The following is a 26,489-nucleotide window of genomic DNA, read 5'->3' on the forward strand; positions in this document are numbered from 1 at the left end:
CGATCCCTTTTCTTACCAATCAATCATCAAAGAATAAACTGAGCAAAGCACCAGCAGCGACAAATGGGGCAGCGGCTGCAGCTACAGGAGCAATAGCGCCCAGTCCAATTGCCCCCAATGCAGCACCAGTTCCGGCAGATATTGCACCGCTGGCAGCGGTTACAGCCCCCACGCCTGTGGTAATGGCTGTACCGATTACCGGAGCCGATGACACTGCGGCAGCTGCAGCACCGGCGGTTTCGATGGCCGCCGCTCCTATAGCCGTGCTGGCAACAGCGCTGCCTACAGCTCCGGCACTATAGCCAATGGCTCCCGCCTTAACCGTGTCGATTGCCACATCCCCAGCTGCTTCGCCAACCGTTTTGTTTCCTCTGGCCACCGAAACGATATTGCTGCCAAGACTGAAACCTGCTCCGGCAATGGAACCGGATTTTGCCGATTTCAACCCTACGCTATGTGCAGCACTGACCTGCTTGGCACTACTGCAGAGATTGGAACTGATTACGGCGTTCTTACTGCCGGTTATTTTGCTTTCCAGCTGCATCATATCTGCCAGCATCTTAGCCTCAGCATCGGTCACATGGCCTTCTACGACCTTGACACCAACTTTGCGGCCGGCAGCCTGAAGTGCCTTGAAGTTCACATTGCCCTTATCGATTACTACGGTTTGTCCCTTGTAACGGCTAAAATCAATCTGCCCAGGCTTATAACCGGATTTCATCTGCTTCAAAACCTTAGTACCATCTGTTTTGATATGCCGCAGGTCAACAAGGCCGTTATTGTTGATTACTTCAGTGTGGCGGCCCAAGGCGCTAGCATTCCCTGCTTCCAGTTCTTCCATGACGAAGCCCTTAAAGCCTTTGGTTCCACCGCGCATAGTGTTCAAACGGGAGAGGCCATCCCCCATATCCTGATAATAGCGCATACCTTTAGCGGCGTGATTGATATTGCGGGTGTTCTGCTGGATGGATACGACTGCTTCGTTAACATGTTTTTTCTTTGCCATGATGGATACATCCTTTCTCTTACTCTGTACATTTGGTTCTTTACCGTATAAAGCCACTTCTCTGGAACAGTTTTGGCATTGCTCTAAAAAATTTTTCTAAAAAGTTGCTTGGGGATATCTTCTTTACCATTCGACAGGAAACGGGACGGGGATGGGGATGGGTTTCGGAAATGGGAAGGGAATAGGTGGTACTATCGGGAAAAAATTTTTATTGGTCATGATAAGCGCATCCTTTCTGTAAATCAAATTCAATCTGCCCAACCATAGGTTTGATTATCCATGGAATCCACCTCCTGTTACTTAGACTGTTGTTTTCTCTCTTGTTATCTATAACTTCCCCTAATTGCTTTTTTTGGCATTTTCGCAAAAAAAATTGAAAATATGTTATAATCGAGTCATAGGCTGCGCTTTATGGATGTTGGTAATCAGACGATGAAAAACTGAAAACCTCCACCACACCCTCGCAAGCCGCATTCTACCGTTGAGGTTTTCAGTTTTTTTCGTGGACAAGCTGAAGCCTTATGAGGCAAGGACCAGGAGGTAAAAATCATGCATTTTCGAAACAAAAAATTTCACAGCCAGCAGGATTTTGCCCAAAAATGGCGAAGGTTTTCAAAAATGAGGTTGGGAGGCTTAGAGCCATGCGGCTCCCAAACGTAACTGTTGCTAGCACCCTACTACCGCTTGCGGTATCGTAACGATTACAGTATTGCGTGTGCTGAGCATATGGATCGGTTGCTAGCACCCTACTACCGCTTGCGGTATCGTAACTAGTCATACCACCAATGCCACCAGCTTCTGCGCCTTTGTTGCTAGCACCCTACTACCGCTTGCGGTATCGTAACTCCCAAATACGTTCTTCGGAAGCAAGTTGCAATGTTGCTAGCACCCTACTACCGCTTGCGGTATCGTAACTACTTATGCCTTGAATGCTTTCTTGACATCGCCCGTTGTTGCTAGCACCCTACTACCGCTTGCGGTATCGTAACGATATAAGAGGCAATAGCATTCCAAGGCAGCCATGTGTTGCTAGCACCCTACTACCGCTTGCGGTATCGTAACCAATGCGCATTTTTGGGTAATCATAAAATGTCTTGCAAGTTGCTAGCACCCTACTACCGCTTGCGGTATACAATAGTTCATTTGTTTTGAGAATCCGTTATGAAATACATAATATGCTATGATATCAAAGAGGATCGTATTCGCAGCCGAATCGTCAAGTATCTGGAAGATCGTGCCTTCCGTATTCAGTTCAGTGTGTTTTCCTGCAAATGCAACAATAAAGAAATCAAAAATATCTGGCAGGAACTGTTGCGGATAACCGAAGATGCCAAGAATCCTCTGCTGCTGATTATCCCGGTCTGCAAAGCTTGTGATAGCGATATCCTGATGCATGGCAAACCGTTGGAAGAAGACCGTAACGTCATTATCGTTTAGGGGATGATGATATGAGTGTATTGTATTTGCTTTCCCCTGGAGGAAATGTACACAAAAATGGCGGCCGGCTGGTAATTGAAAAAGATGAAAAACTGGTGGGGCGTATGCCTATCCGCTCGCTGACATCCGTTGTTGTCGGACCGGCAGCCAATATTTCCACACCGGTTATTTTTGCGTGCCTGGAAAATGACATTCCTATTTTCTTTTTGAATAAGAAGTGGCAGCTTTTCGGCCAATTAGCCAACGAACACGCTTCCTTGGCTATTATCAGACAACAGTTTGCCTGTCTGGAAGATCCTGTCATCGCAATGCCACTTGCTAAAATCGTTGTAGATGAGAAAATCCGCAACCAATACCGTCTGTTGAAGAGTTATTCCCGTACAGTACAGAACCCCTTATTAAATAAAGTGCTGAAGACCTTGAAGGAAGAACGAGCTAAAATCAACGAAGCTGAATCTGCCAACAGCCTGCGGGGAATTGAAGGAACCTGTGCCAAATGTTACTTCTCCGGCTTCGGTACACTGCTGGATAACAGAACTTGGCACTTCAAAGGACGTACCCGCCCCGCCACCGATCCGGCTAACGCTCTGCTAAATTTCGGTTACGCCTTCCTTGAGCGGGAAGTCCGTATCGCCACTATCGGCCTGAGATTAGATCCGCGCATTGGCTTCCTGCACAGCAACAATGACCGCAAAGATAGTCTGGTATTTGATCTCATGGAACTATTTCGTCAGCCTGTCATAGATCGCTTTGTACTAAACCTCTTACGCCTGCAGACCTACAAGCCGCGGGACTTTGAGAAAGATGACGAAGGAACATGCCGCCTCACTAACGAAGCTCGCACGCTTTGGTATCAGAAATACGAAGGGTATATGGAAAAGCCATATCAGGAATATAAGGATCTCTCTCCTCGCCAATTCATACAAAAACGGATAGAAGATTTCCGCCGAAAACTCCTTACTGAACCCTTATGAGACAAAGGTTGAAAGGTAAAAATCATGCGCTTTCGAAATAAAAAAATTTCACGACAAGCAGAATTTTTGCCCCAAAATGGGAATGTTTTCAGAAATAGAGGGTTAAGGCTTAGAGCCACACGGCTCCCGAGCGTCGCTGTTGACAGTTCCTTCTACCACCTGCAGTATTACCGTTGAAAAATTAATGACGTGGATATTATGTCCACGTCATTTTTCTTTCTTCTTCTAAATTTTTGATTACATCTGTAAAACTATTAATATACGCATCTAGCTCATGCAGTTCAGCGATAAGAATTTCTGGGGCCACATCATTCCTCTCCACAAATACCATGCTAAAGTCATTGGTAAGGGAGCATTTTACCAAATATATGGTCACTGTCTCAGCCTGTTCAATATTTGGCAAGTCTTTTAAGTTAGGAAATTCCGTTGCATGGGCATCTAGATACTCCTGCACTTTTTCGATAAAACCACCTCTCTGCCTAGCTAATACTTCCTGTGGTACCAATATATTTCCAACAAGGTCCCCTTGGCGGAAATATACCGTATAGTATTGACCATCATTTGGCCTGATTATATCAATGTCAGCCTTGTCCACATATCCGTTTTTCTCGTAGCTTTTATGGGCAATCTGGTCTAAAAAGGTCTCGTCTGCATTTTGCCGGCCTGTACCAGAAAATTCACCAACTGGCTTACAGCCTTATCCTGTTTTTCATTTTTCAGCAAGCTGTTCAGTTCAAGCAGGTGCTTGTCGGCCTTTCTTCAGGCTGAATGGTGGTGTCTGTCGTTCTGCCATATTACGCCGCTCCACGGCAACCAGCAGGGCTACAAGGTATTTGTTGGCATTCTTCAAGGCTGCTGTACTGTGGTCTAAGGCCACTGCCGGGGCAACTTCTTTGACATCTTCCATATATCCTTCCATGGCAGCAATCATGCTGGCAATATTTGCTTCATCCATATCCAATGTTTTACTCAAAGTAAAACGACTGCCTACACGGCAGTCTCCTATGTGAGCTAGGTTCCTGTCATAAGACAATAAAGTTGCCGATATATAAAATTTGTTGTATTTCAGATAATAAACTTGATGTAAATGATATTTTATGGTATTATTACGGTAGTGGAGGTGCATTATGGAAGAAATAAAGCAACGCAACATATATCTTAAGCAACTGCTGGCTTTTAAGGACCAAGAGCCGGTCAAAATCATCACCGGCATTAGACGCTGCGGAAAATCAACAGTAATGAAGCTCATGATGAAATATCTAATTGAACATGATACTCCACCTGAACAAATAATTTACATGAATTTTGAATCTAATAAATTTGATGATTTTGACCGTAAACAAGTCTATCAATATGTACAAGAAAGAATTATTACTGGAAGAAAGATGTATATCTTTCTTGACGAACCACAGACTATAGAAAATTGGAATAAAACCGTTAATTCTTTTCAGGTCGATTTTAATTGTGATATATACATAACAGGTTCAAATGCTTACTTATTATCATCTGAATATGCTACTTATTTATCTGGTAGATATGTTGAAATAAAAATGTTGCCTTTATCTTTCAAGGAGTTCATAACCTTTCAAGGATATACCTTAAAAGATTATGTTTCACCAATCGGTGAACAAAGAAAACGAGCCTATGACTCTTTGGGTGAAATGACAGAGATTGCAGATTTGTTCGAGGCATATGTTCGTTATGGTGGCTTCCCAGTTTTAAGTGATATCGGACTTGAGCAAGATAAAGTTTTAGCTATACTAGATGGCATATATAATACGGTTGTAAAAAAAGATATAATTGACCGTGCTAATCTAAAACCTAATTCCCACACCATAGATTCTGTCCTGCTTGAAAAGGTATGTCAATTCCTTGCTGATAATATTGGAAGCAGTATTTCCTTCAACAATATTAGCAATACGCTGGTATCTAATAAAATGTTGCAGGAAAGAAAAAGACACGGAAAACCTGCTGTCAGAACTATTTCCAATTATGTAGACGATATTACGGAAGCTTATCTCTTTTATCCCATAAAAAGATTTGATATAAAAGGTAAGGAGTATTTACAAACCCTCGGTAAATATTACATGGTAGATACAGGTCTTAGGAATTATCTGTTAGGTTACCGAGGGATAGATACCGGACATCAGATTGAAAATATTGTCTACTTTGAATTACTTCGTAGAGGGTACGATGTAGCCGTTGGCAAAATCGGCAATAAAGAAGTAGACTTTATTGCTATAAAAGGTGAAGAAAAGACATATTATCAAGTTACGCAAGAAATGCGCTCTGAAGAAACCATTACACGTGAATTAGCTCCTTTAAAAGAGATAAAAGATAACTTCCCTAAGATTGTTTTAACCTTAGATAGTAATATCAAACTAACAGAAGATGGTATACGAATTATAAATTTATTTGATTTTATGTTAAGCAACGAATTTGAATGAGAGTATTATCGAAAGGACTCCGAGATTCTGCATTCAAACAACTGTCCCCAGTCGGCCTTGACACACCTAACAAATCTGCAGCTCTACGTTCAGACAACTCACCTTTCTCCCATCGATGGCGCACTGCTTCGAATTCTGGTGGTCTGGCTATTGTTTTCCTTCCGAACTATACTCCTCCCACGGAAAAAGTCGATCATTCCGGCCGCTGGATATACGACGAGCGAGGTACCGCCGACAATCAAGGTATTTGCTGCACTTATAACCTGCAAAGCCTTTTGCACGACATCATCATCAAGACCTTCTTCATAGAGGACTACGCCAGGACGGAACCTACGATTCAGCTTTTGGTTATATATACCATCAGCGCGGGCATGTCAACGGAATCCCCGACTCCGTTGACATGCCCGCGCCACCGAAAAACACCGCCCGTGTGCTGTCTTTAAGGATTTTTGCCAGTGTATCAATATTGCTGTCCATTCGGCATCTCCTGACCTTTCGTCACTTCCGCTTTTATCTTCCATGCTCGGTAATATGCTCGTCCCCCAATAGCCGCCCCGTAAGAAGGGAGGAACTATTATTATGCGCCGCAAAGCCCTGCTGTGCCCGCTGGGGGCTCGCATTGGCATAGCAATAGCGGCAGCCATGGATGCAGGTGTCATATTGCCCGATGTCAAAACTCTCCACACAATTGCATAGCGGCCGCTGGCTTTTGGCCTTAGTCTTCTTGACGGGCCTTCCCGTAATACGCTCGATAAGCGCACCATCCAGACAGGCTCCATGACCGATGCCGAACGCGGATAGGTCAACTGCCTCCGAACAAGTCTGAAGGACAATGCCACTGCCCTTGGCAATCCGCGCAAGCCCCGCCGCCATTTCCCGCATCTCATCCTCTGACAATTCATGCAGGTTAAACCCTTGCGTATTCTTCTTTGTCTTGGCATAGAGGTCAATAAAACTGATAACGCACCGCTCAATATAGGGCGCCAGCTGCGCGAGCGTTTGCGAAAACCAGGCCAAGTGTTTCTCCTTGGTATAATTATCATTCAGCAAGATGGGATCATACCGCCAAACAACGCGATGTCTCCCCAACTTCATTGACAGAGCCTGCATGGCCTTAATGATTTCTTCTTTTGGCCGAAGATTCGCCTCAACATCCACCTCATACGGCGTAAGGGAAACCTGCACATAGTAAGAATACGGCTCGAGCACCTCCAGCTTTTCGAGCATAGGGGTGGGGTCTTTCGTCCAAAACACGATGCAGTCCACGCAGTCCGGCTGCAGCGATATGCGGCTCACCTGCCTGCGATTGAATGGATTCACGACATCGGCATAGCCTGCTTTTAGCCGCGCACAAAACCAATCCCAATAGAACGCCGGGATATCCGTCCGGCGGCTGGCACTTATAATCATCTTGTCCCCTCAGTTAGCCCGTATTCCTTCATCCGTATAATTCCCCATCATAGACTAGTTTCGTCCGCGCATCGAACAACACCCAAAGGATTTCCGTAAAAGCCTGCGGATGTTCGGCCACGAACTGCCGGACGGTCTGCACGGCAATCGCTGCCGCCTGCTGGACCGGATACGAATAAACGCCCGTGGATATCGAAGGAAACGCCACGCTATGGATATCATGCTCCATAGCTAGTGTTAACGAATGACGATAACAATCGGCCAATAACGCTGCCTCCCCCTGGTCACCACCGTGCCAGACAGGTCCCACCGTATGAATGACATAATCGCAAGGAAGCTTATAGGCCTTGGTGATTTTTGCCTGCCCGGTTTTGCAGCCATGAAGTGTCCGGCACTCCGCCAAGAGCTCCGGCCCTGCCGCCCGGTGAATCGCGCCATCGACACCACCGCCGCCGAGCAGGCTCTCATTGGCAGCATTGACAATCGCATCCGCATAATTTTTGGCGGTAATATCGCCAAGCTCTGTCCTTATACTTGTCATAACGGCTACCTCCTTCACGTTTCCTGGCAAACGACTCAATTCCAGATAGCTTTTACCTGCGCCAGCAGATCTTCTTCCTTTGCATAACGATGGATGTGGAAGCGTTCATTTCCCGCCAGCATCGCCGAAAGCTGCGTATCCTGCGGGCGATAGAAAATGTGAACTTCCTTGCCATGCGCCTCTGCATAAGCCAGTTCATAGCCAACGCCGAGCGATACCTGTGTGCATTCGGCTACGACCACATCACATTCCCTGAGCCAGGCCGTATCCTGTTCGTAAATGGCTTTATCGCCTTTATCCTCCACTACGGACAAACTCAAATCGCCTACATGCTCCGTGAGCACCTGATGGTTTTCCTTCAAAGCTGCTATGACCTTGTGATAAAGCTCCGCATCCTGTCTGCCACCACGAATAGAACCTGCAAAATATATCTTCATCTCATACCCTCATTTTCTGCCAATCAATACCTTGAAAAAAACTCTCTTCCCTTAATTTCGTGTTCGATTGCCCATATCCTCTATTCCCAATAAAAAAACAAGAGTGCTTACCTGCCGCTTACTCTTGTCTTAGTTGCTATATTTTCCCGCTTACCAATGCGGATGAAATACCAAATTGCCGTTCGCATCGACTTTGCCCAGATGCTTCAAGAAAAATCTGGCTATCGTTCCCGTAATCAGTGCCGATATCAAGGTTCCCTCCCGGATGCCCTCGATGCCATCAAGGTATATCAGCGAAATAACCGCGGCCAGCATGACCAAGCTGATATCATTGCCCGTTTTTACCTTTCCAAATTCAAGGTGAAAATGCCTGGACACGGCATATACGATGCCCTCTCCCGGCAGCATCAGCACGTTGGCGATTCCCTGCACAGCAACGCCAAACGCAATCAAGGTAGTTCCTGCCAATAACGGCAGCAGCTGCATGACATAGTTTGCCGGAACCACCCACGCCCATGCATCCATAAAGAAATCTATAAACCAGGAAAAAATCAAGGTAACCGGAACCTGCAGGAATTGTATCGTATCAAAGCCCTTGCGCAAAAGCAGATACTGACCGAGCACCAATACCATATTTATCGTAAAAGTCATCTGCCCCAGCGTGAACGGCGACGCCAGACTTATCACATACGGCAGGCTGGAAATCGGCGATGTTCCAAGCATACTCTTTACTACCAGGGCAATTCCCGACGCCTGGACAATAACGGCAACAACAAACAATACATAACGGACCACCATGGACATTCTAATCAATCCCTCCTACGGATAGATAGTATAGAGCGGGCATAACCAAAAGTCAATCAGCTATGCGCTGCGTGCAGGATTGCCCAAACAAAAAACTGACGAATCTCATGAACACTGCCATGAGATTCGCCAGCCCTCGAATCCACTCGAGTTTTTAGCCTACCGATTTGATGTGGTAATTCGTCGTGTACAATTCACAGAAATAACGGTTGCCGACCGCCGAGTGATTCTTCTGGACCGTCCACTTGATGACCTGATTTTTTACTTTTGGTTTAAAGACGACAATATAGCTGCGTCTTTCATTTGGCGGAACAAAATTTGTCTTGCCGTAAACGCTACGGGACGAAAGCACTTTTCCCGTCGAACGGTCAACAAAAATCATCGTTCCATTCGCAGCCTTGCCTTTCGTGTCTTTAAACGTAACAATAAAAGCAGGCATCTTGGAATAACTCAGCTTCGAATTATTCGGCGCCTGCACGTTTATCCGGCAGGCATTTGAACCATTGGTACTGCCACTCACCGAAGAAGCAGCAAAACATACCGACCCTGCTGCCATAATCAGCAGCGCTACCAACAACGACAAAAATTTTCTCATACCATCCTACCTCCTCCCACGATTTACCACCAATTTGTTAGCATTAATATACCACAAAAATGAAACACTGTCAATTTGTTTTCAGAATATTTTAATTCATCCGCCAAAATATCCCGTCTCACCGGCTTCATCTTTATTCTTCTGCTTGCACGCCAAAATCCGTTTGTACAGGCCTTGATAATATTCTTTGTAGAATTGTTTCAGAGGACTTCCCTGGATGGCTTCATTCGCGCGCTCCAACTCCAAATCGGAATACTGATAGGGATGATGCATAGCATCTACGGCTCGATGTAAGTCTTTCATGATGTGTGCTCCTCCTCAAAGAAATAAACTTTTGCCTATCCCCTTAATTCCCTATGGATAACAAAATTCCTGCATAACACAGCAATCTTTCCGTTTCTCTACATCGGCAATTCTCTACCAAAAAATCCCCCTATGGTGACAGTTCTGATTATCCTGCCGCCCATAGGGGGATTATAGCAAGCGCCAGGACACTTCCCAGCTTTTTTACCGATGAAACAAATTGGCAATGACACTCAGCACAATGCTGATAATGATGCAGGTCACCACCGGAAAATAGAAGGAGCCATGCTCGCCGGTGATGCTGATATCGCCAGGCAGTTTCCCCAACGGCAAAAATTTGCCGCCAAAATGCAGGATACCACCGACCACAATCAGCAATACGCCCATGCCAATAAGCATCTTCCCTATATCACTCATCTGCCTGACCTCTTTTCTGCCGCAGCTTTTCATCATGCCGCTCCCAAAAATTCGTATCCTGTGCCAACGCCTTGGCAAATACATCCTTTTGCAGCATCTGCTGGATTTTTTGCGTGGCATCGTCGCAAAAACGCAGATAGCTGAACGCCAGGAAATCTTCTTTCGCATAAACGATGCTCGCATCATCTGCCGTATCAAACGGCATCCCCGCCACCATTTCCTGATAGGGTTCCTCCGCAGAGTCTTCATCATGCGGAAAAAACGGACTCATCGTCACAAAGATGTCTTCATACGCCTCGCAATCCAGCCATTCGGCCTGAATATCATAGCAAACATCACAAATACGAATCTGCCCATAATACTCCCCACCTGGCAAAATCTCCTGCCAAGACGCTCGCAACCGTGCCTGCAAATCCGCAAAATCGCCTGCTGAAAAATGCTGCCAGTTTAATTCGTGCATTTCCTATCACCATCAGTTACAAAAATTATAATAAGTATTCAATCATTAGATTAATAATACATTAACATATATTATAAACATCTTTCTAAGCCGCCTATACGGCGGAGTACCGTCGTTTGCCCCATATGTCTCTTGGTTCCGCTTTCTAAGCCGCCTATACGGCGGAGTACGCAACATCATCAACGTTTGGACTCGTTAAGACTTTCTAAGCCGCCTATACGGCGGAGTACGATAGTGCTTACGTGCATAAAATATTGCAAGTTTTCTAAGCCGCCTATACGGCGGAGTACAATCAAAGGTATTAGTAGTGATACTATAAGAATTTCTAAGCCGCCTATACGGCGGAGTACTAGCTTCTCATGACGGTCAATCTGCAACTGGTTTTCTAAGCCGCCTATACGGCGGAGTACGAGCGTGCGACCGACACGAATGTCGGTGGCAATTTCTAAGCCGCCTATACGGCGGAGTACGACGAACGGAATATGAATCGCGTTTCCCGGTGTTTCTAAGCCGCCTATACGGCGGAGTACGCCTCTGCGGTCTGGCGTGCCATCGGATTTTATTTCTAAGCCGCCTATACGGCGGAGTACCCCTTGTCTGCATCATCTGCGCCCTCGTATATTTTCTAAGCCGCCTATACGGCGGAGTACACCACGAAAAAGCGCATCGATATTTACTGACTTTTCTAAGCCGCCTATACGGCGGAGTACAGATTCTCTAGGCACGCCACCAGACGCCACGATTTCTAAGCCGCCTATACGGCGGAGTACCACGCCACGGGACGCAAACGCATCGAGGGACATTTCTAAGCCGCCTATACGGCGGAGTACACCGTCACGCAACAGGGCGCAAACGCATCGAATTTCTAAGCCGCCTATACGGCGGAGTACAATTGGCAACCGTGGGAACCGTCACGCAACAGTTTCTAAGCCGCCTATACGGCGGAGTACCACGGTTGCCAATTTTGCCGCCTCTGCGGTCTTTTCTAAGCCGCCTATACGGCGGAGTACCGGTAAAGCTACTGCAAAGCCATAACCTCTACTTTCTAAGCCGCCTATACGGCGGAGTACAAGGAGTATACGCAATGGTTATTCGCCAGCGCTTTCTAAGCCGCCTATACGGCGGAGTACACAGGAATCCTTACAAGAACAGTCCGAAAGAATTTCTAAGCCGCCTATACGGCGGAGTACTGTAAGCTACGGCGAGGGCTACGCCGAAGGGTTTTCTAAGCCGCCTATACGGCGGAGTACGGCCGCTTGGCTCATATTCTGCTGCGGGTCAATTTCTAAGCCGCCTATACGGCGGAGTACTGCCATCAGACTCCATGAAAGCCTCATACCAATTTCTAAGCCGCCTATACGGCGGAGTACATGGATAGGAAGAGGTCGGCGGGCCAGTCGTTTTTCTAAGCCGCCTATACGGCGGAGTACTGTCACTGACTTCCTACCCATACAATAGTGAATTTCTAAGCCGCCTATACGGCGGAGTACAATCTCCGCTTCGGCTCATCCAAACTCTTTGCTTTCTAAGCCGCCTATACGGCGGAGTACTGTAATAAAACTTCGTCCTTCCCTTTTAAACAAAGCATACTTTACCTTTATTCCAATTTTACCCTTTTTTTGCCTTATTACAATCCCCCTTTAAAATCAAGGGCTCAAGCCATCGTAAAAATTTTGGGTCAAAACTCTGGTACTGTAGATTTATTATCCAAGCCATAACTTCCAAAGCCTTTATCTACTTCACTATTACACAGGACCTTCTCCACATAAAGCCTAAACTTTTGACTATTAGTTTCACTACTCATTTGTACATAAGGCAAGTCAATTTTTTTGTTCTCCATCGGAAAGAGCTTTATTGCCTCATCATAGTCAATGCTATGCCTTTTTGCATATCTCCTTGCTTTCTGAGAATAATTAGCCTTTGGATGATACCGCCGATATATTGCATACCCCCGCAATCTGTTTGGTACCAGACGAATCTGTGTTACATGGACATAATCTTGATAGCGTCGCAACCACCTTTTTATATCCATTTTGGCCAATTCTTTCTCCTCTTCTGCGAATACGCGTAATTTATTTCCAAGCGTTATTCTTCCTTCATTTACACATTCGGGAAACGAAACGCCGATTCGCCCTTTCTCTCCATCATTTATTTGATCTGCCAATGCAATATGTAACTGATGATATACTTTACTCCATATCTGATTTGCTGACACTTCTGCATCCGGCAGTATAGTAAGTTCCTGATAGTACTTCATCAAACTCACCCCTTGCCGAACACTCCGCCTCGAACCAATACAGCCATCACGTAGTGCTCTTCTGCCGCATCACTCAACTTCTCACCCAACGAAAATTTATCAAATAAAGTATAGAAATCCACTTTCTCTTTTGGATTTCTAAAAGCCTTGCCCAAATTCGTCACAGCTCCATAGGGTTCAATAGCAATAGGACCTACCCCCTCTTCTGTAGAAAAAGCAGGGTACCAGGTATCAATAGTTCTTAGAGCATTCCCCAACTTCTGTGAATGCATTGCTGCTACACCATTTACCTGATACAAAATCTTACTCTTCCGGCTTTTTCCCTTATCGAACACCAATTCCTCACTGGGATATACCTCTTGCCCGATTCCCAGTTTAGCATAGGCATCCACTTCGATAAAGAGATAAGGTTTCTTGCCCGACAAGACATCCGCAATTTTCGCAGTTAATATTTCAAGCTGCGTATTTTCCTCAAAGTCACGCAATGGAAATTCGTACGCATCAAAAGTCTGCACTAACTCTTCTGCTTTAACCACAACATCTATCTTCTCTGCGCCCAAACGATTGCGCCATAAAAATCGGCCACAGGCTATATTATACGCATAGCGATACGCCAGCTCTTTGCAGCCAGTATTCTGCAGATAATTCCTTACGGCCTTGGCATAGCTTACAGCAAAGTCTGCATTGTTGCAGGCAGATGGCTTCTCTAAACCACTTAATACTTTAATCGTGAAGGACAATTTCAGTGTATCCTTATCCATTCCCAAAGCGCAGGAATCCACCTGTTGCAAATTAGCGCTCTCCACTTTTGCATTCAGCTTGGCAGGATCATTTTGAACGGCAACTTCCAGTCGGTTGGATATCGTTCCTCGCACGGACTTCTCCACCAATTTCAATGTTTCCGTTTCGCTATTATGCTCATCAGTCCAAACAGTTCCGTACATATAGCCGTCAGAAACCACCAGCTTTTTCTCAAACGATAGTACAGATGGAATAACGTCTTTCTTAGCCATTTTTAGTCCTCCTCTTTATGTAAAAAGTTATTCTGACACATATATAAGCCAGCATCTTTGTCATACTGGTACTCCCATAGGATATCGTTCAGTGAGTTACACCTATACGGCATGACAAATTCCCCTACCGTTACCAATGGCTCAACAAAATGATGCTCATAATCATAGGAACGCTGTCCCCGTACTGTCATTTCGCCCGACAAGTCCCTAAAGCCCACTGCAATCGGCACCAACCATCCATTGGGAACGACTTTTTCTCTCTGCCAGCCTATTTTTCCCTGCTCATCAGTAATCGCCTGATAACGAATTTTCGATACATCAAGCAGGCTATCCAAGGCATCTCCGTCATCTCCACGCTTCAACAAATCACCACGTTGAACGATTGCGTAACCGGGCATAAGATGTGCCAGTATCTTTCGTTCATCTTTTTCATCATATTCATCCGCATAATATATTTTCCAACGTTTGCACTCTTCCGGTCTCGCAAATATTTCCCCACTTGCAGCCTTCAAACGCGGCAGTTCCTGTCTGGCTGTTTCCTCAAAAATCTCCACCGCTATGCCATCCAGGCCATCCACCTCTATCAATAAGCTAACAGTCAAATGGCAACGCGCTTCTTCGACAAATGGTGGTCTTTCAAAGCCCCCTGTTTTTTTGCTTTTTTTTAGCGGATTTGCTGTCCCAATAAGTGCATCATAATAGTTTTCATTATCCTTAAATACCTGCAATTCGCAACTATGGCACACCACCGCCGTTCTTGACAAACAAATCCTCTGTAACGGATCATGGCGTTGCAATCTCCTTTGCAACGCATGAACCATCCCCAACCATGCCGTCATAGCGGGAAATCCCACTGTATATGGGCTGCTGGCTGCATTCGCATTCTGAATCCTCATTTTGGGCACAAGAAAATAGGTTTTCACGCCCCTACCCCCTTCCTATTTATTTTTACCACTGTTTTTGCAAATCTTCTTTGACAAGCACATATATTTCCCTGGACAAGGCTTTTAATTCTCCATCCCCCAACAAAATCTTATCCCGTTTCAAAATCCATTCATAAGTTGACATCAGCCAAGCTAAAAAGTCTTTGACTACATCAGACTGCCAACTATCCTCTTCATGACGCTCTTTTTTATACTTGTCATCCAACCAAATCGTCTGCGCTTTACCAAGACTTCGTGAATCACTCCAGCCACAATCCTTTTGCCGTAATACATATACGCTCTGCATTACCCTGTCCATGATTGTCTGTTCTACTCCACGAATCTTTTGACGTATAACCAAATTATTCCGCTTATCTATATAGCAACTATGCAACTGCAAGAATAAATACCTGAAATCCCCAAGTCTTAACGTGTCTCGGAAAAAATCTTTGCGAGGATAAGCAATAGACCGCCCCACTACCGTAGGCGGTAATGATGGCAGCATATAACAACGCCCCCCCAATCGATTATTATTGAACGAGATATTCTGGGGTTTCGTTCCACCGAACTTCATTTGCGTAAGATTATAAATGCGTTCATGAACATTGCCGTATTTTTCTGATTTTTTATCACAGGCCTGTCTCGCATTATCCTCCATAGCCCGAATACGCAGCCGTACTTCCTGCATCAGACTGGACGGTGGCAGTACCGTCAGTAAATGATAACCATCTCCCACGGGAAAATATACCTGTTTCAGCCGTGTATCGGTAGCTGTTGGCTTTTCATGAGTCTTTACTTCCAACAGCGCATTGCGCACAGCCACATAGTCTACTCCTATATCAGCAATATCCTGCTTCAGGTAATCATCATCTGCCTGCAGATGTTCATAAACGGTCTTGCCATCTTCCAGCTTTTGCTGTAACAAACTGGCTGTAGCCAGGTAATTAGCCGCCACAAACACATCATTGTTACAGGATACAGATGATGTTGACACATATCCTTCTGCCGGTTTGTCTTTTATATCGGCCTGCCAGTTGACCGTTACATCAGGATTCGTGAACCGTCCTATATGGGTAGCCAACAGGCATTTATCAGCATTTTTAGCTATATCCAACAGCCATTCTTTTTTAGTTTTATTCTTCCTATCTGCTTCAGATTGGACATAATCTGAAAAAACACTCACAATCTTCACCTCATTTCTAAAATATACAATATCCTACGTTAATGGTATTGTAACTCCATCCTCAGGTAAAGTCAATATATAATAAAATATATAAAGGGTTGTTGTAAGTCGCCGCCTATCCGGCGGACTAAAAGATAATTAAATATATAAATTTCTAAGCCATCTATTCGACGGATAACTACTTCCTTTCTATCTTATCACATCATCAACTGCTCCGTACATACCAAATTGATCCGCATATCGCCAATCTGAATGTCCAGGAATTGTCAATACTCCAATACGAACATCGGCCATCCGCCCCTCCTTGCTTGCTGAATAATCTGCTAATGCTTGCTGATAATTTCGTTTTAGCCAAAAACGTTCCCCCACCTCCACTTGTTCATGTACAATACCATAAGCAGCTTCACGCTTTACCCATTCCTTTGTTTGCGAATCTTGCTCATAAAAAGCCAGTCCATCTCCTTCTTTATCCTGCAAACAAAGCTCAATCTCCTGCTTTCCTTCACGAAATTTATTGAATTGCTGCGGCAGAGCTGTCAACCACCATGCTTCCTCTTGCCAACCATGGATGTAACCTGCACCATGCAGCGTCAAGTCCCGAAAATCGTTCAAGACCTGATGTTCTAGATGAACCAGCTTATCATGGGGATAAAGCTGTTCCGGCCGTACAATCCTTGGTACTGCATTGATTCCATTAGCCAGTTGCTGCGTATTTACCAAACAATTCATATCATGGCTGGAAAGCAAATACTGCCTGCATTCAAATCCAGGCTTGGCAAATACTATTTGTTTCCCTGTAGTCAGCGCCTCAATGTTATACTGCATAATGGCGATATTTCCCCAATCAGCTCTATCTATAGCATGCCGATGACGACGAATGCGTCCCGCCAACTGAATAATTGAACGATATGATGAGGGTTCAATAACCGCCCAGTCAAAATCATGATCACGCCCCACTTCCTCAACAGGCGTTGCCACCAAAATAAAGATGACATTTTGTGCATCTGTTCCGTCAATATGCCGTCGTAAAACCGTATCTGTAAAATCAACCTCTAACGTATCTTGATTCTTGCGCTTCAAAATCTTATCAAGATATTTTTCCTGAATACTACGCAATAACGCCGTCTGTCGGCTATGATACACCATGATGCGTGGCGCACAATCATCCGGCCAGTTAGATTTCAACAGATACTTTGCCGCCCAAACGCAGTAACTTATATGCGCTAAGCGAACAACACCCAGGGAAACATTTTTTCCTGTCCTTTTATCTTTGACTGCATAGCATGCATGTAACTGCAATATAGCATCTTGCATACCTTGAAAATATCCTGACAGACGTTGCTTCCCTTCCGATAAGTCCAGCAACTGCTTGCAATTTACAATCCATCCATGTCGCTTAACCGGCTGTAAATTCAGCTTATCCTTATGTCGCAAGGAAAAGTCTTTATGCCACTGCCGATAAGCTGACAATATTTTATCTTGTTCAGCGTCAACAACACTATGAATTTTGGTCTGAAATTCATCCACCCATACACAATGAAGTTCATTATGACAACCAAAAAATCGTGTATATTCAGTTCTGCCACTGGCATAAGCAGAAAAAAGTCCTTCTGCTAAATCCGGAGGTATAGTCGCAGACGATAAAATTACGTTTTTCCCCAACAAACCTGCCGTATGAACCAATCGCGCAATAGCGACCAAATCAGCTCCAGCAAAATCATCGATTTCATCAATGACAATATCTGCTGACATCATACGGAGCAATGGCAAAATATGCCTCCCACCACGAACGCTTTCCACTGCTGGCATTAGATGATCAATCGTGGCTACTAGAACAGGAGCATACAGCAAATCACGATTTTTTCCTACACCTGTACGAGATGATGCAAATAACACCTGCAAGAATTTATCTTCCTGCGGAAAATCAGCATATACATCCCCCGGCAGTAATTCATTCATACGTGCAGTATCACTGTTATCATCCCAAGATTCTGATTCTGTATATAAATCCTTTACTGCAGCCGAACCAACCAAAACAGCCATTTCACCGGCGTCCATACCTATCCTAGCCCGATATTCCTTTCCTGTTTGCAACGTCAAGCTACGCAAACCGAGCAACAAACTGTAGCGCAGAGAACTACCATCCGGTGAAATTGCCTGCATGATTTTAGCATTAGCAAAAGTCTTGCCACAGCCTGTACCTGCCATATTGATAACAAACCATCCCCCCTGTTGCCGCTCTATTTTTACCTGTTGCTGCTGAACATCCCGAATCTTGCTAACAGCTTTATCCTGCCAAGCATAGTCTGATGGACTTTTTTTACGCAATTTAGCAATATTTTCTGCCCTGCTCATCCCCTCCGCAAACTTTGGCAGCCGATGAGCAATAGACGCTGCCTGCTCAGCTACGCGCACTAAATGTTCATCCAAATACTGTTTTACCTGCTGTTTTTGCGTATTGGCATAAAGAAGACTTTTTTCCTGCCAACTATTATCTTTATCTCTGGATGAAACCGTATAATCTGCCAACATCAAGCTTACTCTTGCATATATGAGCAACAAACGGACATTATTTTTCGTATAAAGATCATGCAAGATATCCTTTTGTTCTTGCAGACGCCCGCACCATTTCTTCAACTTTTTTTGCCATGCTGTTGAAATTACCAAGCCATTGGAAAATTTAATAGCAGACGTTTCTCCTTTTATATACCCCCAATCTGCGGTGATTTGCGACAACAATTGGGAAATCTCTGCTACCTCCGTACATTTATATCGTTTGCAATCCTCACCATCTAACTTCGGTAATCGATGATGAGAAAGAATCAGCCAACAAAGCAACGTAGCCAACGGTGGCATAGTTGAAAACTTCTTGTCCGCATTTTCAATTACCCATTTTATCAGCTTCTTCTCGGTGATGTTTTCCATTTGCATCCATTGCAGCCAATCATCATCCAATGGATTATCCGATAGACATACCAGTCCTTCCAGTAATTTGCAGCTCAACCATTCATGCCGATATAGCTCTTGTCCTTTCTTCCCCTGCAATAACTTCTGAAAGGCATCATTTGCCTTCCCCCAATCATGCAACAACGCTGCCACTGCTGTCAAAGCCTTTATCGCCGGCAAGTACTGCCAATTATTTTCCCATGCATTGTGCATTTCATCTTTTTTCGTACTATTTACAGGGACATAACCTTCCTCATTAAAACGCGTTTTATCCCCCACAATCCATAACAGCTGACTGCGTGTACGAGAACGAATCCAGCGGCAGGATACAGACAAGCTCTTCGTCGCATGTCGCCTAAGAAGATTGTACACCATACGAAGGCCATCCTCGGTGATAACAGTTTGCCAAGTATCATTGCCGATGCGATTGGCGAAAGCATCTAAAATCCATCGTGTTGTCTTCAATGCTTTTTTGTCACTCTGGCTGGTAAATATAACCATCATCCAGACCATCTCCCTTTTGCCATTGCTGACTTTGCTGCTTTACTGTATCATACATAACTTCCAACGCCTTGTGTTCTGTAAATTTCTGCAAACAATAATCACGAAACTCTTGATTCTCCATATTATTCCGAGCACAAATGAAGGCCCCTGGCAAAATGATAGCATCCTTTATCAAATCAGCCACATCAAAAACTAAAGCCCCTCGCCGTGTTTTACCATGCATCACTGCAAAGCCGTGTGGAATCCCCAGGACCCATAACGCTGACGCAGCCATACCATAGGCTAAATAATTTCCGTGATTCAGGAAAATATTAGCCGTATCTAAAGCATTTACATCTCGTGTAAATTCACCGTAATCCGCATGCTGAGCTGAATATTTATATAGTCGCTTAGCAAAACTTGCCTCTGCAGACAACAATTCATTTACACTCACCACATTATCAATAGATTGGCGAAAACCTTGCAAAGCTCCTTCTATCTCTCTATCATCAACATAAAAACCTTCATCGTGCAAATCATGATCTTTAGTCCATACTCGTTCAAAAAAATCACAGCGCCTTTTTTGAAATTTTTTTGCTGCCAACAATCTCTTATTCTCGTCAAACCAAAACGATAACCATCCCTGCACATATTGGGTAGGTCGATATTCACTCTGCGGATTCATCCATTCTATTTCCGTCCCTGCCAGCAACGGAGTAGCACCTCCACCACAGAAGCCAATTAAAACACCTGCGCTGGACAACATTCTCACTGCCGCCTGAGTTATCGATGTTCCTGTCCCCAATAGAATTACGGTCGTATTGGCAATAGGAATATTCCAATATTGATTAGCTTTCTTCCCTTCTTTTAAATACAGAACCCGCCCATCCTTCTGCATAACGCGGCACTTTTCCAGATAAAAAACATTTGCTCGTTTTGAAAATAATATCGCCTTCAACTCTGTAGGTGTCAAACCTTCCATCGTTAACTCCCCTTTTGATTGTAATCCTTCCTAATTGCTTTAGGAAGACTATTATCTTTGAAGTATATTTACATTATTCTTAACATTGCTTCTCTCATTCATTATACGTCTATTTTACATTTTCCTCTACACTAAAAGCATCAATTTCTATACTTTGATTCCATACTCCCTCATTTCTCCGTATTGTTATGCATACGAAAAGGATCATGCTCTTCACATGATCCTTTAATCATCTATATTATTTACTGTTTATATCTCAGATTTCCATTCTGCAACAATTCCAACTTACCAGCATACATTTCCTCAATTACCTGTTCACATGGAACCTTGCACATTTGCATCTGTTTAGATGCATCATGGACTCTAAAAGTAAGCTGATTATGTTTCTTGCATTCACTTAGATATGCCTGAATATAAGGCTCCGCATCCGCTCTCAAGAGAACACCATCTTGGTATAGTCGCATAAATGCAGATAGTACACTAATACATCTGGCACTACCGAGACTAACTATCCCGGCTCTAGCGTTTTTATCATCAGAACAAAAAACATAAATTTGTTTGCCCAATCGTATACTCAATACTTGAAGAAGTACATAGCTCTTAAGCTCTCCAAGATTCTTCCCTTCACCAATTCCATCGCAATCCGCTTTTAGTTCCTGAAGAAATGATTCTTGGGATATCGACAGATAATCCAATGCTTTCAAACGTATAAAATTCTCTTCAAAATAACCACTCTTATATGCTTCACATCCATTTTTTAGCATACTTGCATACATTGCTTCAGCAGAATCTGAATAAATTTTATGTAGTTCCGCTATGATTTCCTCATCAGACATACAACGAACATATCCATCGGAAATCTTAGCTTCTAACCACTCAGGAGAATTGCCACTATTATGTCTGAGCAGTTCAATCCTTATCTGTTCATGGCAATAAAAACGATATCCAGGCATCTCCATTATCCGATCAATCATTTTATTCTGATTATCTTTTCGAATCCGATGTGTCTTGGAAATGAAATCAGTATCCAAAAGAGCATATTTTTCTTTTGTCATACGCTCACCTTAACTGTCCCTACGACAGTACTTTCTGATTCTCTCCAAATACTGTCTATCTGACTTCTCTCGGCTATCAGTCAGCAAATCATTTTCACTGTTGTGCTCCATATCATCAAGCAAACTACCAAAATATGAAAGTGCCCTGCTGTCCTGCTGCCATCTAAGTGCCTTTCCGGTAAGCATGATCCGTTCAGACACAAAATCAGCATCTACCATGAGCAAATCCTTTATTTTCTCAAGTGCGATATTTCGATTTTCTGCCAATCGTAATACTACCGCTTTATATGGCAGTGCAAACAAATCCATCAAAGTTAGAACATCATCTACAGAAATCCGCTCTCCCACTATGCCAAAAATTTTAAGCTGCTCATCCAGCATACTGTCCGGCATCAGTATTAACCCTGCAAATGCATTGGCTTCAAGATCTTCCCTTGATACAGCTAAGTCATCGGTAATTTTTGAGTCTAATAATGAGCCACATGTAATCGTATTAGGATCGATATCTTCTGCATAACAGTGTATATGATATAACTCATGAGCTACTGCAAAAATTTGTTTGCATATAGCAAGTCCAGAATTAACGCATAGAAATACTGTGCCTTTTTTTACAAACGTAAACGCCCAAAGCTCATCATCTTTAAACGGATACCTAAGTATTTCCAAGGATAATTCCCTTTTTCTTGCATAATTCGATACAATTCCGAATATAGAATCACGAACAATAGAACTTCCACAATAACTTGCAGAAAAAGCTTTAGCCAAAAAATTTATTTCCTCAAACTTTTTGTATTGCTTGCTGAATAAGCTTTCCTCAAAAACATTTCCCATCAATCGTCCTCCCAGGCGACCATCATGTCATTGCCATTTTCACGGACTCTCTTATGGAACAGAATCATATCTGAAAGCTCATCAGCAATTCGCAACGCCTGCTTCGCTTGTTCAGATTGAACCTTTCCCATAAATACATGAACAGCATTTGTTTCAGAATGTGCTTTTGATATTTTGGTAAGCTCCTCCATCCTTACACCAAGATAATCTGCAATGGCCTTCAGCTCAACGGCGCTAATCATACGTGTACCATTAAGCATCTTGTTTACCGTCTGCTTATTTGTTTTCAGTGCATCGGCAAGATTGGTCTGTTTTTTATTTTGACTTTTTAGGAGTGCGAGTATGTTACTTGCAATCATTGCATTCATATCAACCATTGTTATTACCTCCCTTTTATAAGGATTACTCTTTTCTATCTATATTATACAATGGGGAGGTATAACAATCAACATTATCTTTACTTAACATCTGCATGTAATAATAAAAGTAACTATTATAGTTACTCACTCATATAGTAGACGCATTCCAATGTTTCTCATTCCGCCGTCTTCTCTTTCCGCGTCAGCAGGCAAACACTTTCAACATGCGAAGTGCAGGGGAACATGTCTACGGGCTGGACTTTTATGGCTTTGTAGCCGAGTTCGTCGAGGAGGGCGATGTCGCGGGCGAGGCTGGCGGGGTTGCAGGAGACGTAGACGATGCGGTCTGGTTTCATGTTGGCAAAGGTCTCCAGCACGGTTGGCGTGCAGCCGGCGCGCGGCGGGTCTACGACTACAACGTCAGCCCGTACGCCCTGTTTGTAAAGTCTTGGCATGACCTGCGTCGCATCGCCGACGATGAATTCGGCATTGCGCACGTTGTTGTCCCGGGCATTTTTCTGCGCATCGAGGATGGCCGGTTTGACGATTTCGATACCGATGACGCTTCTGGCCTTCTGGGCGAGGAACAAGGTTATCGTTCCCGTGCCGCAGTAGGCGTCAATGACCGTCTCCTGACCGGTCAAGTTGGCAAATTCCAAGGCCTTGTTGTAGAGCACTTCCGCCTGGGCGGTGTTGACCTGGAAGAAGGAACGCGGCGAGATATGGAAGTTCAGGCGGCCGATGCCATCCTGGATGGTGGGACGGCCCCAGAGGAGTTTCGTGTCGCGCCCCATGATGACGTTGTTATGATAGGTCTGGATGTTCTGATGGACACTTACGACCTTCGGCAGTTTGGCGCGCAGCATCTTGACGAATTCTTTTTCGCGCGGCATATTCTTCACAGCCGTTACGATGACGACCATGATGTCGCCATTTTTGCCAACACGGCCAACGACATGGCGCAGGACGCCCGTATGCTTATCTTCGTTATAAACAGGAATGTTGAGTTTGGCGACGATTTCACGCACGGCATTGACGACGTCGTTATTGCCTTCCTTCTGGATATGGCAGTCGCGGGTGTCGATGATTTCATGGCTGCCCTGTGCAAAGCAGCCGATGATGGTCTTGCCCTTCTCGCGGCCAATCGGGAACTGCATCTTGTTGCGGTAGTTCCACGGCGTTGCGGCGCCAATGGTCGGCTCGACGAAAAGGTCCGGCTGTTTGCCGATGCGCGTAACAGCGTCGATGACCTGCTGGCGTTTGGCCTTGAGCTGCGCCATATAGTCAAGATGCTGCAGCTGGCAGCCGCCGCATTTGTCGTAGATTCCGCAGACGGGCTCCACGCGGTCGGCACTCTTGGTGAGGATTTCCTTCACATGGCCCTTGGCATAAGTCTTTTTGACTTCGTCGATAACCGCCATGACCTTCTCCCCAGGTAAGGCGTAGGGTACAAAGACCGTAAAGTCCTGATAACGGCCAACGCCCTCACCACTTGTACCCAGTGTCTTGATTTCAATCTCGTATGATTTTCCTTTTTCGACGGGAACTTGTTTTCTCATTACGACTCCTTACTCGTCTTGATATTCATTAAACAAATCGGTATCCAAAGCCTTTATTTCAAAGACTTGTTTTGTGGTTACACCAAAATTATGTTCAATCATCAGTTTTGCTAAACGCATACCATCAATCAATATAATGTGTCTCTGGTTGGCAAAGTCAATAGCCTGTTTTGAAAATCTAGCCGTAGTCACAAATAGCCCACGACCATCCTTACCCGAAATAGCTCCAACAAAAGCTTGGATTTCTGGCCTTCCTACTACCTTGTTTACTTCCCATCGCTTTGCCTGTACATAAATAAGACTAAAGCCTAATTTATCTTCTCGGATTATTCCATCAATGCCCTCATCATTACTAACATTTGTTACTTTTCCAGCATTTTCAAAAGCACCATATCCCATTTTGGACAATAAATCTATAACCATTTGCTCAAACTTTACAGGGGAAATTTTCATTACCTCTTCTAGAATTGTCTCAGCTAAACTATCATTTATTTCCTGAAATGCCTGCTCAAATGTGTCATCTGGATTGTCTGTACTACTAAATTCATTATCCGTTTTTTCCCTGTGCTTATCTTTATCATTGCTTCCATTTACAAATGCTTTAAATGAATCGTATTTCATAAGATAATCATTGTCCAGTATTTGGGGACCGTCTTTTATGGCCTCTTTGCCCAAAGCTGTTATCTTAAAATAGTTTCTACTCTTTTCGATTAAACCAGCTTTTTTCAAATACTGTTTAGCCCAAAGTATACGATTCACTAAACGAGCTTGTCTACCACTGGGGAGCATTTCTGTTGCTTCAGACTCCGTTAATGAAAAATGATTTATGACAAACACTCTAATATCCTTAGTTGTATATTCCCCATCATCTTGGATATGCTCTAGAATCGGTCGATGCAATTCCCAATGTTTTGGCATTGTCATGAAAATATCCCCCAGTTAAAATTCTAACTCACGAAACAAATCCATTGGACTGTGAAGTAATACTTTAGCTCCAGTGGCAACAAGCTCTTCCTCGGGGCGGAACCCCCAGGTTACGCCGACAGGCAAAAAGCCTGCGTTGCGGGCCGTTTCCATATCGACGCTCGTATCGCCAAAGTAAGCCACTTCCTCCGGTTTTACGCCCATCTTCGCCGCAATCGCGAGCACCTTTTTCGGATCCGGCTTGCGCGGCAGGCCCGGACGGTCGCCGATGATTTCCACGAAGGAATGCTTGGCCAAAAGTTTCTGGCAGACTTCATCGGCCGCCGACTGATGCTTATTGGTACAGATTCCGAGCGGAATGTTTTTTTCCTGCAAAGCCGTAAGCATTTCATCGATGCCCGCATAGCATTTCGTCTTATGGACAAGGTTCTTGTCATAGCAGGCCTTATACCTTGCCAGTGCCTCATCAACAAAGGCTTTATCCTTGGCCTTGTCCTCAGGCAGGCAGCGCTCGATGAGCTTGCGGGAACCATTGCCGACAAAATAACGGTATTCGTCGATGGTATGGAGTGGGAACCCGTAGCCGGCGAGCATTTCGTTGGCGCTGTCGGCCAAATCCGCCAGTGAATCAATCAGCGTGCCATCCAAATCAAATATTGCTGCTTTATACTGCATATTATCGCCTCGTTTTGCTATCAATCAACCAATGCCATCTTGGCCGAACCTTCGGCCGTGACGGTGCCATCGGCCAGCGCAATCGTTGCCTTCATATTGACGAAGTGGCCGCGCCGGCCTTCTTCCCAGCCCGTGATGATGAGCTTTTCCCCGACCGGCGTCGTCTTGCGGTAGCGCACATCAAGGCGCGCCGTCACGGCCCGTTCACCACTCGAATAAAGATAGCCGCCCATGGCCTCATCGAGCATCGTCGTGATGATGCCGCCATGTACGACACCTTCATAGCTCTGGTATTCGTGGGGCAGAGTCTTTTCGGCCACGTACTTTTCCGCATCAAAACGGAAGTCCAGATGCAGTCCGATGGGATTTTCCGGGCCGCAGGCAAAGCAATAGGATTCCCCTGGTAATTTTTCTTTTGAACTAGGCATGGTTTATCCTTTCTAAAATAGAATACGCCTTCCCCGCAGG

General features: G+C 44.5%; 28 protein-coding genes and 2 CRISPR repeat arrays. Of the genes, 3 read left to right on the forward strand and 25 right to left on the reverse strand.

The window, feature by feature from the left end; genetic code table 11:
- Positions 1-19: 19 nt before the first annotated feature.
- Positions 20-1,006 (reverse strand): hypothetical protein, encoded by a 987-nt coding sequence (locus FZ040_RS06870; protein ID WP_149171328.1) that lies wholly within the window; start codon positions 1,004-1,006, stop codon positions 20-22.
- Positions 1,007-1,667: 661 nt separating this feature from the next.
- A CRISPR array of direct repeats spans positions 1,668-2,143; the repeat unit is 38 nt; unit sequence TGTTGCTAGCACCCTACTACCGCTTGCGGTATCGTAAC.
- A gap of 24 nt (positions 2,144-2,167) precedes the next feature.
- Between FZ040_RS06870 and cas2 the strand changes: the two genes are divergently transcribed.
- On the forward strand, positions 2,168-2,443 hold the full coding sequence (gene cas2 / locus FZ040_RS06875; protein ID WP_149171329.1) for a CRISPR-associated endonuclease Cas2: 276 nt from the start codon (positions 2,168-2,170) through the stop codon (positions 2,441-2,443).
- A gap of 11 nt (positions 2,444-2,454) precedes the next feature.
- On the forward strand, positions 2,455-3,417 hold the full coding sequence (gene cas1 / locus FZ040_RS06880; RefSeq protein ID WP_149171330.1) for a CRISPR-associated endonuclease Cas1: 963 nt from the start codon (positions 2,455-2,457) through the stop codon (positions 3,415-3,417).
- A 196-nt stretch (positions 3,418-3,613) separates the two neighbouring features.
- Here cas1 and FZ040_RS06885 read toward each other — a convergent pair whose 3' ends face one another.
- Together FZ040_RS06885 and FZ040_RS06890 are read right to left on the reverse strand one after the other, a co-directional pair.
- The gene (locus tag FZ040_RS06885; RefSeq protein WP_149171331.1) at positions 3,614-4,012 is read right to left on the reverse strand and encodes a hypothetical protein; all 399 of its coding nucleotides are present in this window, start codon (positions 4,010-4,012) and stop codon (positions 3,614-3,616) included.
- A 138-nt stretch (positions 4,013-4,150) separates the two neighbouring features.
- Positions 4,151-4,390 carry a hypothetical protein gene (locus tag FZ040_RS06890; RefSeq protein ID WP_149171332.1) on the reverse strand — a complete coding sequence of 80 codons (240 nt, stop codon included), beginning with the start codon at positions 4,388-4,390 and terminating at the stop codon, positions 4,151-4,153.
- Between the two features lie 154 nt (positions 4,391-4,544).
- On the opposite strand from FZ040_RS06890, the gene FZ040_RS06895 reads away from it, so the two are divergent.
- Positions 4,545-5,864, forward strand: a complete 1,320-nt coding sequence (locus FZ040_RS06895; RefSeq protein ID WP_149171333.1) for an ATP-binding protein — start codon at positions 4,545-4,547, stop codon at positions 5,862-5,864.
- A gap of 98 nt (positions 5,865-5,962) precedes the next feature.
- On the opposite strand, the gene FZ040_RS14345 is transcribed toward FZ040_RS06895, so the two are convergent.
- The 22 genes from FZ040_RS14345 to FZ040_RS07005 form a co-directional block, all read right to left on the reverse strand.
- Positions 5,963-6,220, reverse strand: a complete 258-nt coding sequence (locus FZ040_RS14345; RefSeq protein ID WP_149171435.1) for a Sir2 family NAD-dependent protein deacetylase — start codon at positions 6,218-6,220, stop codon at positions 5,963-5,965.
- A gap of 154 nt (positions 6,221-6,374) precedes the next feature.
- Positions 6,375-7,274: a DUF1848 domain-containing protein gene (locus tag FZ040_RS06905; protein ID WP_149171334.1), complete on the reverse strand. Its 900-nt coding sequence runs from the start codon at positions 7,272-7,274 to the stop codon at positions 6,375-6,377.
- 28 nt (positions 7,275-7,302) lie between these two features.
- Positions 7,303-7,815: an O-acetyl-ADP-ribose deacetylase gene (locus tag FZ040_RS06910; protein ID WP_149171335.1), complete on the reverse strand. Its 513-nt coding sequence runs from the start codon at positions 7,813-7,815 to the stop codon at positions 7,303-7,305.
- Positions 7,816-7,850: 35 nt separating this feature from the next.
- On the reverse strand, positions 7,851-8,252 hold the full coding sequence (locus FZ040_RS06915) for a nucleoside 2-deoxyribosyltransferase (protein ID WP_149171336.1): 402 nt from the start codon (positions 8,250-8,252) through the stop codon (positions 7,851-7,853).
- Positions 8,253-8,402: 150 nt separating this feature from the next.
- Positions 8,403-9,056: a YczE/YyaS/YitT family protein gene (locus tag FZ040_RS06920; protein ID WP_149171337.1), complete on the reverse strand. Its 654-nt coding sequence runs from the start codon at positions 9,054-9,056 to the stop codon at positions 8,403-8,405.
- 154 nt (positions 9,057-9,210) lie between these two features.
- A complete protein-coding gene (locus tag FZ040_RS06925; RefSeq protein WP_149171338.1) occupies positions 9,211-9,651 on the reverse strand; it encodes a hypothetical protein in 441 nt (146 codons plus the stop codon).
- Between the two features lie 96 nt (positions 9,652-9,747).
- Entirely contained in the window at positions 9,748-9,954 is a 207-nt protein-coding gene (locus FZ040_RS06930; protein ID WP_149171339.1) for a hypothetical protein, read from the reverse strand.
- A gap of 204 nt (positions 9,955-10,158) precedes the next feature.
- Positions 10,159-10,371 (reverse strand): DUF2905 domain-containing protein, encoded by a 213-nt coding sequence (locus tag FZ040_RS06935; protein WP_187620270.1) that lies wholly within the window; start codon positions 10,369-10,371, stop codon positions 10,159-10,161.
- The gene (locus tag FZ040_RS06940) at positions 10,364-10,831 is read right to left on the reverse strand and encodes a hypothetical protein (RefSeq protein ID WP_149171340.1); all 468 of its coding nucleotides are present in this window, start codon (positions 10,829-10,831) and stop codon (positions 10,364-10,366) included. The genes FZ040_RS06935 and FZ040_RS06940 overlap by 8 nt, the downstream gene beginning before the upstream one ends.
- A gap of 82 nt (positions 10,832-10,913) precedes the next feature.
- Positions 10,914-12,381: a CRISPR direct-repeat array (repeat unit 28 nt; unit sequence TTTCTAAGCCGCCTATACGGCGGAGTAC).
- Positions 12,382-12,509: 128 nt separating this feature from the next.
- Complete coding sequence (cas6f, locus tag FZ040_RS06945; RefSeq protein ID WP_149171341.1) at positions 12,510-13,088, reverse strand: type I-F CRISPR-associated endoribonuclease Cas6/Csy4; 579 nt, start codon at positions 13,086-13,088, stop codon at positions 12,510-12,512.
- Positions 13,089-13,093: 5 nt separating this feature from the next.
- Positions 13,094-14,101: a type I-F CRISPR-associated protein Csy3 gene (gene csy3, locus FZ040_RS06950; protein ID WP_149171342.1), complete on the reverse strand. Its 1,008-nt coding sequence runs from the start codon at positions 14,099-14,101 to the stop codon at positions 13,094-13,096.
- A gap of 2 nt (positions 14,102-14,103) precedes the next feature.
- Positions 14,104-15,024 carry a type I-F CRISPR-associated protein Csy2 gene (gene csy2, locus FZ040_RS06955; RefSeq protein WP_149171343.1) on the reverse strand — a complete coding sequence of 307 codons (921 nt, stop codon included), beginning with the start codon at positions 15,022-15,024 and terminating at the stop codon, positions 14,104-14,106.
- 25 nt (positions 15,025-15,049) lie between these two features.
- On the reverse strand, positions 15,050-16,207 hold the full coding sequence (locus FZ040_RS06960) for a type I-F CRISPR-associated protein Csy1 (RefSeq protein WP_187620271.1): 1,158 nt from the start codon (positions 16,205-16,207) through the stop codon (positions 15,050-15,052).
- Between the two features lie 189 nt (positions 16,208-16,396).
- Positions 16,397-19,657 carry a type I-F CRISPR-associated helicase Cas3f gene (cas3f, locus tag FZ040_RS06965; protein WP_187620272.1) on the reverse strand — a complete coding sequence of 1,087 codons (3,261 nt, stop codon included), beginning with the start codon at positions 19,655-19,657 and terminating at the stop codon, positions 16,397-16,399.
- Entirely contained in the window at positions 19,629-20,618 is a 990-nt protein-coding gene (gene cas1f / locus FZ040_RS06970) for a type I-F CRISPR-associated endonuclease Cas1f (RefSeq protein WP_149171346.1), read from the reverse strand. Before cas1f ends, cas3f begins: the two co-directional genes overlap by 29 nt.
- A 242-nt stretch (positions 20,619-20,860) precedes the next feature.
- Positions 20,861-21,673 carry a hypothetical protein gene (locus FZ040_RS06975; RefSeq protein WP_149171347.1) on the reverse strand — a complete coding sequence of 271 codons (813 nt, stop codon included), beginning with the start codon at positions 21,671-21,673 and terminating at the stop codon, positions 20,861-20,863.
- A 9-nt stretch (positions 21,674-21,682) separates the two neighbouring features.
- A complete protein-coding gene (locus FZ040_RS06980) occupies positions 21,683-22,504 on the reverse strand; it encodes an ImmA/IrrE family metallo-endopeptidase (RefSeq protein WP_149171348.1) in 822 nt (273 codons plus the stop codon).
- A complete protein-coding gene (locus tag FZ040_RS06985) occupies positions 22,504-22,881 on the reverse strand; it encodes a helix-turn-helix domain-containing protein (RefSeq protein WP_149171349.1) in 378 nt (125 codons plus the stop codon). The genes FZ040_RS06980 and FZ040_RS06985 overlap by 1 nt, the downstream gene beginning before the upstream one ends.
- Before the next feature lie 158 nt (positions 22,882-23,039).
- Positions 23,040-24,422 carry a 23S rRNA (uracil(1939)-C(5))-methyltransferase RlmD gene (gene rlmD / locus FZ040_RS06990; RefSeq protein ID WP_149171350.1) on the reverse strand — a complete coding sequence of 461 codons (1,383 nt, stop codon included), beginning with the start codon at positions 24,420-24,422 and terminating at the stop codon, positions 23,040-23,042.
- A gap of 9 nt (positions 24,423-24,431) precedes the next feature.
- Positions 24,432-25,346 (reverse strand): restriction endonuclease, encoded by a 915-nt coding sequence (locus FZ040_RS06995; RefSeq protein WP_149171351.1) that lies wholly within the window; start codon positions 25,344-25,346, stop codon positions 24,432-24,434.
- 15 nt (positions 25,347-25,361) lie between these two features.
- Positions 25,362-26,021: an HAD family hydrolase gene (locus FZ040_RS07000; RefSeq protein ID WP_149171352.1), complete on the reverse strand. Its 660-nt coding sequence runs from the start codon at positions 26,019-26,021 to the stop codon at positions 25,362-25,364.
- A gap of 20 nt (positions 26,022-26,041) precedes the next feature.
- Entirely contained in the window at positions 26,042-26,449 is a 408-nt protein-coding gene (locus tag FZ040_RS07005; RefSeq protein ID WP_149171353.1) for a PaaI family thioesterase, read from the reverse strand.
- Positions 26,450-26,489: the final 40 nt, after the last annotated feature.

It is taken from the genome of Pseudoselenomonas ruminis (genome assembly GCF_008271295.1).
Lineage (GTDB): Bacteria > Bacillota > Negativicutes > Selenomonadales > Selenomonadaceae > Selenomonas_A > Selenomonas_A ruminis.